At 60.4% G+C, this 8,969-nt stretch carries 7 protein-coding genes; 2 read left to right on the plus strand and 5 right to left on the minus strand.

All coding sequences use genetic code 11. The features are described from left to right. Position 1: 1 nt before the first annotated feature. From ureC to PA598K_RS24870, 3 genes are all read right to left on the minus strand, one after another. Complete coding sequence (gene ureC, locus PA598K_RS24860; RefSeq protein WP_128659554.1) at positions 2-1,717, minus strand: urease subunit alpha; 1,716 nt, start codon at positions 1,715-1,717, stop codon at positions 2-4. Further along, positions 1,714-2,079, minus strand: a complete 366-nt coding sequence (locus PA598K_RS24865; RefSeq protein ID WP_128659555.1) for an urease subunit beta — start codon at positions 2,077-2,079, stop codon at positions 1,714-1,716. The genes ureC and PA598K_RS24865 overlap by 4 nt, the downstream gene beginning before the upstream one ends. 82 nt (positions 2,080-2,161) lie before the next feature. Then, a complete protein-coding gene (locus tag PA598K_RS24870) occupies positions 2,162-2,461 on the minus strand; it encodes an urease subunit gamma (RefSeq protein ID WP_128659556.1) in 300 nt (99 codons plus the stop codon). A 291-nt stretch (positions 2,462-2,752) separates the two neighbouring features. Here PA598K_RS24870 and ilvD point away from each other — a divergent pair, with 291 nt between their 5' ends. After that, entirely contained in the window at positions 2,753-4,438 is a 1,686-nt protein-coding gene (ilvD, locus tag PA598K_RS24875) for a dihydroxy-acid dehydratase (protein ID WP_128659557.1), read from the plus strand. A gap of 119 nt (positions 4,439-4,557) precedes the next feature. Here ilvD and PA598K_RS24880 read toward each other — a convergent pair whose 3' ends face one another. Continuing rightward, entirely contained in the window at positions 4,558-5,994 is a 1,437-nt protein-coding gene (locus tag PA598K_RS24880) for a polysaccharide deacetylase family protein (RefSeq protein ID WP_128659558.1), read from the minus strand. Positions 5,995-6,150: 156 nt separating this feature from the next. Here PA598K_RS24880 and ytvI point away from each other — a divergent pair, with 156 nt between their 5' ends. Continuing rightward, on the plus strand, positions 6,151-7,362 hold the full coding sequence (gene ytvI / locus PA598K_RS24885) for a sporulation integral membrane protein YtvI (protein ID WP_128659559.1): 1,212 nt from the start codon (positions 6,151-6,153) through the stop codon (positions 7,360-7,362). A 117-nt stretch (positions 7,363-7,479) separates the two neighbouring features. On the opposite strand, the gene PA598K_RS24890 is transcribed toward ytvI, so the two are convergent. Further along, positions 7,480-8,969 (minus strand): peptidoglycan D,D-transpeptidase FtsI family protein (locus tag PA598K_RS24890; RefSeq protein WP_148091988.1); only part of this gene is annotated, 1,490 nt, incomplete at its 5' end.

Raw genomic sequence — 8,969 nt, forward strand, 5'->3', positions numbered from 1 at the left:
ATCAGAACAGGAAATACCGCTGCGCCATCGGCACGACCTCGGCCGGCTCACAGGTTGCCAGCTCGCCATCGACGCGCACCTGATACGTCTCGGGATCGACGTCGATGCGAGGCGTTTCGGCATTGTGGACCATGTCTTTTTTGGTAACGGTGCGACAGCCCTTGACTGGCTCGATCCGCTTCTGCAGCCCCAGCTCGCTGGCGATGCCGCGATCGTAGGCAGCCTGGGAGACGAATGTGATCGAGCTGCTGTACTTGGCCTTGCCCAACGCCGCGAACATCGGCCGCCCGAATACGGGCTGCGGCGTAGGAATCGATGCGTTGGGGTCGCCCATCTGGGCGTAGGCGATGCTGCCGCCCTTCAGCACGAGGTCGGGCTTGACGCCGAAAAAGGCCGGCGTCCAGACGACCAGATCGGCGAACTTGCCGACCTCCAGCGAGCCTACGAGATGCGAGATGCCGTGGGTAATCGCCGGATTAATCGTGTACTTGGCGATGTAGCGCTTGATGCGGAAGTTGTCGCCGCTCTCGTCGTCAGGCGCTAGCGGTCCGCGCTGCGTCTTCATCTTGTCGGCGGTCTGCCAGGTGCGGATGACGACCTCGCCCACCCGTCCCATCGCCTGCGAGTCCGAGCTGATCATGCTGAACACGCCCATGTCGTGGAGGATATCCTCGGCGGCGATCGTCTCCGGGCGGATCCTGGAGTCTGCAAAGGCGACATCCTCGGGGATGCGGCTATCCAGATGGTGGCACACCATGAGCATGTCGAGATGCTCCTCGATCGTATTGACCGTGAACGGGCGCGTCGGATTGGTCGAGGAGGGCAGCACATTGGTCTCGGCCGCCGCCCGGATGATGTCCGGCGCATGGCCGCCTCCCGCTCCCTCCGTATGATACGTATGGATCGTCCGGCCATCGATCGCCGCGAGCGTATCCTCCAAGAACCCTGTCTCGTTGAGTGTGTCAGTATGGATCGCTACCTGCACATCGTACTGGTCGGCGGCTTGCAGACAGGCATCGATCGCTGCCGGCGTCGTGCCCCAGTCCTCATGCAGCTTCAGCCCGATCGCCCCCGCCTCGATCTGCTCGATGAGCGGGCCTGTGAACGAAGCATTGCCCTTGCCTGTGAAGCCGAGGTTCATCGGGAACTCCTCGGCGGCCTCGAGCATCCGGCGCATATGCCAGGCGCCGGGCGTGCAGGTGGTCGCATTGGTCCCGGTAGCCGGACCAGTGCCGCCGCCGATCATCGTCGTCACACCCGAGGAGAGCGCCGTCTCGATCTGTTGAGGGCAGATGTAATGGATATGGGCGTCGATGCCTCCAGCCGTGACAATCTTGCCCTCGGCAGCGATCACCTCCGTGCTCGCTCCGACGATCATATGCTCGTCCACCCCGTCCATCAGATCGGGATTGCCAGCCTTGCCGATGCCGACGATCATGCCGTCACGCAGGCCAATATCAGCCTTGTAGATGCCGCTATGGTCGATGACGACGGCATTGGTGATCAGCGTATCGAGCACGCCGTCACTGCGCAGCGCGCCGCTCGACTGTCCCATGCCGTCGCGGATTACCTTGCCGCCGCCGAACTTGCACTCGTCGCCGTAGACCGTATAGTCCCGCTCGATGCGGGCCCATAGTCCGGTATCGGCGAGCCGTACTGCATCGCCTGTCGTCGGGCCGAACATCTGGGCATAGCTCTTGCGGTCCATCCTGCTCATGACCCCGCCTCCCACCGTGCCAGACGCTCGCGCACCTCGTCGCTCATCGCCCCGGCCACCGCCGGTCCCTGGGTCAGATTGTTCAGTCCGTAGGACAGCTTGCGCCCGCCCAGCTCGACCAGTCCGACCGGCTTTTCCTCGCCCGGCTCGAACCGTACGGCCGTACCCGCAGGGATGTCCAGTCGCATCCCGAATGCGCGCTCCCGCTCAAAGGAGAGACCGCGGTTCACCTCAAAAAAATGCACATGCGACCCGACCTGAATCGGACGATCGCCTGTATTGACGACGAGCAACTCGGCCGTCCTGCGTCCGCTGTTTAGCTCGATGCTGCCTGCAGCCGTTCTGTATTCACCCGGTATCATGCCATCCCTCCCGAATCGCCGCCTACTGCGGCTCGCTATAGCTCTCGTATCATTTCTGCTGCGTCTTGCGGCCGATTCCGCCTCAGATCGGATTGTGGATCGTTACCAGCTTCGTGCCATCGGGGAACGTTGCTTCCACTTGCACTTCATGCAGCATCTCCGGGATGCCCGGCATGACCTGCTCCGGGGTAAGGATGCGTGTGCCATATTCCATCAGCTGGGCGACCGTTTTGCCGTCCCGCGCGCCTTCGAGAATCTCCGAGGTGATGAGCGCGACGCTTTCGGGATAATTGAGCTTGACGCCGCGATTGAGCCGTCGTCTGGCCAGGTCCGCAGCGATCGTGATGAGCAGCTTTTCTTTCTCTCGTTCCGTCAAATGCAAGAATAGTCACCTCATTATCAATCGGATAGCTACATTATAAAGCAACCGTTTCCTGTAAGTAAACCGTTTTGTGTCAGCTTAAATGACGCAATTGTCGAATTCGTGTCGATTCAAGAAGGATCACCCAATTATTTAACATCCAGGTTACATCGGATTCCTTATTCTTCCTCTCGTTCCTGCCTGTTCTTGCTTCCCGCTGCTGCCGCTCATTGCCTGGGGCCCAAGCCTAGTCAGCAACGTGTGGATATGATAGACTGGTGGGTATGGACATTTATTATAGGAGGGACAACCATGTCGACAACAAAAATGCGTTCAGACATGATCAAAAAAGGCTTTGACCGCGCGCCTCACCGGAGCTTGCTGCGGGCAGCCGGCGTCAAGGAAGAAGATTTCGGCAAGCCGTTTATCGCGGTCTGCAACTCATACATCGATATCGTACCGGGCCATGTGCATCTGCAAGAATTCGGAAAAATCGTCAAGGAAGCGATCCGCGAAGCGGGCGGCGTGCCGTTCGAGTTCAACACGATCGGCGTCGACGACGGCATCGCAATGGGCCACATCGGCATGCGCTACTCGCTGCCGAGCCGCGAGATCATCGCAGACTCGCTCGAGACGGTCGTCAACGCGCACTGGTTCGACGGTATGGTGTGCATCCCGAACTGCGACAAGATCACGCCGGGCATGATGATGGGCGCACTGCGCGTCAATATCCCGACGCTGTTCGTCAGCGGCGGCCCGATGAAGGCTGGCAAAACCTCCGACGGCAAATCGATCTCGCTCTCTAGCGTCTTCGAGGGCGTAGGCGCTCACCAGGCGGGCAAGCTGGACGACGCCGGTCTGCTCGAGCTCGAGCAGTATGGCTGTCCGACCTGCGGCTCCTGCTCCGGCATGTTCACCGCCAACTCGATGAACTGTCTGGCTGAAGGTCTTGGACTCGCGCTGCCAGGCAACGGCACGATCCTCGCTGTCGCGCCTGAGCGTCGCGACTTCGTCCGTCAGTCGGCCAAGCAGCTGATGGAGCTGATCAAGCAAGACATCAAGCCGCGCGACATCGTAACGATCGAAGCGATCGACAATGCCTTCGCTCTCGATATGGCGATGGGCGGCTCCACCAATACGGTACTGCATACGCTGGCGCTGGCGCATGAGGCCGGCTTTGAGTATCCGGTCGCTCGCATCAATGAAGTCGCCGAGCGCGTGCCGCATCTGGCGAAGATCGCTCCGGCTTCGGATTACCACATCGAGGATGTGCATAATGCAGGCGGCGTAACCTCGATCCTCAACGAGCTGTTCAAGAAGGAAGGCGCCTTGCACGGCGACTGCATCACCGTAACTGGCAAGACGCTGCGCGAAAATGCGGCCGGCCATGAGATCCTCAATCACGATGTCATCCGGCCGATCGACAACCCGCACAGCGAGCGCGGCGGCCTGGCCGTCCTGTTCGGCAACATCGCCCCCGACGGCGCGATCATCAAGGTCGGCGCGGTGGACAAGTCCGTCGGCGGCTATCACAAGGGCCCTGCTATCTGCTACGACTCCCAGGACGATGCGCTGTACGGCATCGCCAACGGCAAGGTCAAGGAAGGCCATGTCGTGGTCATCCGCTACGAAGGACCGAAGGGCGGACCAGGCATGCCTGAGATGCTGGCTCCAACCTCGCAAATCGTCGGCATGGGCCTTGGCGCCAAGGTCGGCCTGATCACCGACGGCCGCTTCTCCGGCGCATCGCGCGGCATCAGCATCGGCCATATCTCGCCAGAGGCTGCCGAGGGCGGACCGATCGCCTTTATCGAGGATGGCGACATCATCGAGCTCGACCTGGAGAACCGCAAGATCGAGCTGCTCATCAGCGACGAAGAGATGGCCGCTCGCCGCGCCAACTGGAAGGGCTTCGAGCAGAAGATCAAGACCGGCTATCTGGCCCGCTACTCCAAGCTCGTCACCTCCGCCAGCACGGGCGGCGTCATGAAGATCTGACGCCTCGCCCGCGCACGGACTTCGCATAAGCTTAATAACAAACAAATGGCGATGCCAAGGGAGCTCCTCCCTGCATCGCCATTTTCTATTCCGTCCATCGCCGGCATAGACAAGGCCGCCTAGGGTGTAAGCTCCCTGGCGGCCTTGTCTAGCGGTTCCAACTGGCTCGGCAGCGTCTTCGACGGCGAAACGTCGGCAGAGCGCTTCCGGGTGCCCGGCGTTGCGGCTACCGGATACCGTCGTCGGAACTCCGTCATCGACATCGCGATGATGCGGGGCACCAACGTTTCTTTCTTCTCCCGTACCCGCTGACCGCCGCCAGGATGCAGCACCCGTAGCAGCAGACTCAGATAGATGCGTGTGAAGCGACTGAACATCCCCGGCGGCAGATCAATCGTGCTGAAGCCAAACGACTGCGAGCCGCGATTAATCATGCTGATCCCGTATAGTCCCTTGACATGGTCAAGCTCCGGTCGTCCGGCCAGCTCGCTCGCCAGCTTGGGCATCGCCCGCCCTACCTCTCGCACAACGTAGATGGCCATCCGAATGACCGAGCCGGAGGAGGAGAGTGTCTGGAACAGCTTCTCGTTATCCAGATGCAGCTCCACTACTTCATCGCCCTTGCGGATCTCCTCTCCGTCTGTCAGCTGCAACGTCTCGCCCTGATACTTGCGCACCCGGTAGTGGAAGATCGCATCCCCCTTCACCGGCTTCACGCGGAACAGAACCTGGAATACCCGCTCCCAGCCTAGCCACAGGGCGACCGCGATACGCTTGAGCAGACCGATGCGAGGTCGCTTCGGCGGATGCTCCAGTTGCTCCCGCAAGCGCTCGAAGCGACGCGCACGCATCTGATCGGAGATCTCGATCATCTCCTCGATATGCACGAACCGATACCCGCGGGACTTTCCTTCCTCCAGATACGTCTCGAGCGCCTCCAGCATATGAGCGGGAGCGTGCTCGTCTGCGCCCAAGGTCGTGCCGCAATCGTGGAGCAGCAGCACCTCGCCCGGCCTCAGCTTTTTCATCAGCCGTTTGGTGAGCCGCTTGACGCCGACGCGTTGGCGCCAGTCATTGAACATCGCCGACCAGAGGATAATCTGCAGATGACCGAGATTCGAGAAGTCGAACAGATTGACGATGCCCCACGGCGGTCGGTAATAGGACGAACGGACGCCCGTCGCCTTGCGGATCACTTCCGACGTCTGGTGGATCTGACGTTTGACCGTCGCCGGACGCATGAACCAATTGGTCTTGTGCACATAATTATGAATACCGATGACATGACCCTCGTCCTTCATCCTCCGCAACAGGTCCGGGTGCCGTTCGGCATTGGCCCCGACCACAAAAAAAGTCGCCTTGGCGTCGTAACGAGCCAACAGATCAAGCAGTTGCGGCGTATAGGTCGGGTCCGGTCCGTCATCGAAGGTAAGCGCAATCTCCCGCTTGGTCTTGCCCCGCTTGAAGACGCGGAAGCCAAAGATCCGGCTGATCAAGCCAGGAAGAAAGGCGTAAAAGGTCAAAATATAAAAACCCAGAAGCAATAAGCTCTCCATATGCAAATTCCCCGCGATCCTGGTTTACGTCGGGCTTCTCCCCAAACAGACGCCTAACGAGCATACCTAAATATTGTATCATACCCGAACAATAAATAGGCATCCTTTTTGAAAGTGTAGTACAATCAGTATGATAATTAATCAAGGAGGAAGAGCATGCTGACGTTTTATAAAAAGTACTGGCGAACGGCTTTTGACATCGGTCTGATCGCGTTGACCGTCTACTTGATTATGTTTGCCTTCAGCTATTTGTACAAAATTGCCACCCCTATCTTTCTCTGCTTCCTTATTTTTATGGTCATTGAACCATTGGCGAAGCGGCTCAACAAGCTTGGCATCAAAAAATCGATCGCTTCCGCCGTCTCCATTTTGTTTTTCAGCGTCATTATTTTGGGCGCTTTTGTCGGCGCCGGCTTTGTCCTCACCAACGAGATCACCAATCTTGTGGAGATGCTGCCCAAGTACCAGGAGCAGATCGGCGAGCAAGTCGCCGCGATCAGTACATACCTGTCGGAGCGTTACGAGACGCTGCCGCCGGACATTACCGAGAATTCAACCCAGATCATTAACTATGTGACGAGCTGGGGCGCCGGCATCGCCGCAGGCTTCCTGACCTGGACGACGAAGTTTCTCACCTCGTTCTCCTCATTTTTGCTCAATTTCGGCATTGGTGTCATTCTCGCCTATTTCCTGAGCATCGAGATCAAGGACTGGCGCCAGACAGCGCAGGAGAAGACGCCAAAGACGTTTAAAAATGCGTTTTTTTTCCTCAAGGAAAACGTCTTTAAGGGCATCACTGCCTATTTGAAGGCTCAGTTCAAGCTGATCTCCGTCACCTTCGTCGTCATCCTGGTCGCCCTGCTCTTCCTCCGGGTCGACAACGCCTTCTCGGTGGCGACGCTGGCCGCCGTCTTCGACCTGCTGCCGCTGCTCGGCGTCAGCACCGTCTTCGTGCCATGGATTGTCTACCTGTTCATCGTCGGTCAGACCGGACTGGCGATCTCGCTCTCCGTCCTCTTGCTCGTCGTGCTCGTCACGCGACAGATTCTGGAGCCGAAAATTACAGGCGATTCGCTGGGCGTATCCGCCTTTACGATGTTCGTGTTTATGATCATCTCGCTGTCGCTGTTTGGCGTCGCTGGCCTGATTATCTCACCGCTGCTGGTCATCCTCATCAAGGCGTTGTACACGCAAGGCTACTTGCATCGCTGGATACGGGCGCCGCTCGACGAATTCGACGAGGAGCCCAGACCGCCGCAGCCGCCGAGCGGACCAACAGGCGGCTCCGGCCCGGCAGGATCGCTCCAGGACACAGGCGGCGACTCTCCCCGTCCTGCCGCTGGCAAAGGACCGTTGCCGACGCCATAACAGCGCGGCTATAACAGCTTCATAAGCCGCTCGAACAAGCCCCTTCTCCAGCGCGCAGGTGCGTGCGGCAGAAGGGGCTTGTTGTCCGTCGACAAGCTGCGGCCAGCGTGTGACAGCCTATCGTCCCTTATCCGGGCGTATGTTAGCTTGGCGCGTCAATTCATCCCTGCGACTGGCCGCTGTCTCCTGCTCCCGCTCCGCTTCCAGGGCAGCCAGCGTATCCATGACCTGCCGGAACAGCCCGGTCGCCTGGTTGCTCTCGGCTGGCGCGTGATCCTCCGACAACACGGCGACCGCATAGCGCGGCGCTGCTGCCGGACCATAGCCCGCGAACCAATGATGGTTGCGGGGACGACCGTCTACGAACGCCTGGGCGGTGCCGGACTTGCCTGCGACAGGCCAGACGCCCTGACGGATCGATCGCCCGGTTCCCTCGGCGACGACGGCCTCCATGCCGCGTCGCAGCGCCGCAGCGGTCGCAGGCGCGATCTGTCCATAGGCCGAAGGCGATGTCTGTGCGGGCAAGCTCATCATCCGCTGTCCGTTGGCATAACGGATCTCGCTTACCAATCGCGGCGCTTGCACCTCGCCGCCGTGCAGCAGCGTGACGATCAGATTGGCCGCTTGCAGCGGCGTCACGCGCACATCCCGCTGTCCGATCCCCGTCTGAACCAGCTGGCCTCCGTCGCGCCCCCGTGGCGGCTCGGCGAAGACCGCCCCGGCCTGTTCCTCGCCCAACAGGCGCAGTGGGTGCTTGAGCGGCGCGATCGGTTGCTCTGAGGCCCAGCTGATCCGTCGCCCAAGGCCCAGCCGATCCGCCGTCTGCTGCAGCTCATCAGAGGTAAGACGCTCGGCGATCGTCGCGAATGCGACGTTGCAGGACTGCGCCAGCGCCTCCTGCAGCGACAGCGTGCCGTGGCCGCCATCCTTCCAGCAGGTGAGCCCATAGCGGCCGTAATGGCCGTCGCAATGAAAGCTCTCCCGCGGATCGAGTCGTCCATGCTCCAGTCCGGATGCCTCGGTCACGAGTTTGAAGAGCGAGCCCGGCGGCTGGGCGATCAATGCATGGTTTGCCCACGCCGCCTCCTCTTCCTCCAGGCGCAATGGATCAAAGGTCGGCCTGGAGATCATCGCCAGCACATCGGCTGTCTGGGCATCAAGTACGACAACCGCGCCTTTCTTCAGTCCCGCCTGGTCCAGCACCTGCTCCAGACGATTTTGCAGCGGCAGGTCCAGGGTCGTCCGAACCGCTAGCGGGTAGTACGGATTGGCGGGCTGCCGGATGCGCGCGTCGAGACCGTGCAGCGGCGTGCGGCGACCATCGGTATAATACCGGACAGCCGAGTCGCCCAGACCGCGCAGCAGCGCGTCCAGCGACAGCTCCAGTCCGGCCCCGCCGATCTGGTCGGTCCGGCGAATGCTGCCCTCCGCGAGTTGCTTGCTGTATACTTGCTCGATCCGATCGGGATGCTGGCTGATGTAGCCAATCGCATGCTTGGGCGCGAAGCCTCGACGATAGCGGCGTTCATAGGGGAGCACCCGGAGTCCGTCCAGATGCAGCGAGCCGATCGCCTCGACCTGACGAGCCGTCAGCGCCAGCGGCTCCC

Origin of the sequence: Paenibacillus sp. 598K (assembly GCF_003851045.1) — a bacterium.
Classification (GTDB): Bacteria; Bacillota; Bacilli; order Paenibacillales; family Paenibacillaceae; genus Paenibacillus_D.

Bases quoted from the DNA above. Each gene is read 5' to 3' on its own strand.
- ureC (WP_128659554.1), bottom strand. From the start codon at position 1,717: ATGAGCAGGATGGACCGCAAGAGCTATGCCCAGATGTTCGGCCCGACG.
- PA598K_RS24865 (WP_128659555.1), bottom strand. From the start codon at position 2,079: ATGATACCGGGTGAATACAGAACGGCTGCAGGCAGCATCGAGCTAAAC.
- ilvD (WP_128659557.1), top strand. From the start codon at position 2,753: ATGTCGACAACAAAAATGCGTTCAGACATGATCAAAAAAGGCTTTGAC.
- PA598K_RS24880 (WP_128659558.1), bottom strand. From the start codon at position 5,994: ATGGAGAGCTTATTGCTTCTGGGTTTTTATATTTTGACCTTTTACGCC.
- ytvI (WP_128659559.1), top strand. From the start codon at position 6,151: ATGCTGACGTTTTATAAAAAGTACTGGCGAACGGCTTTTGACATCGGT.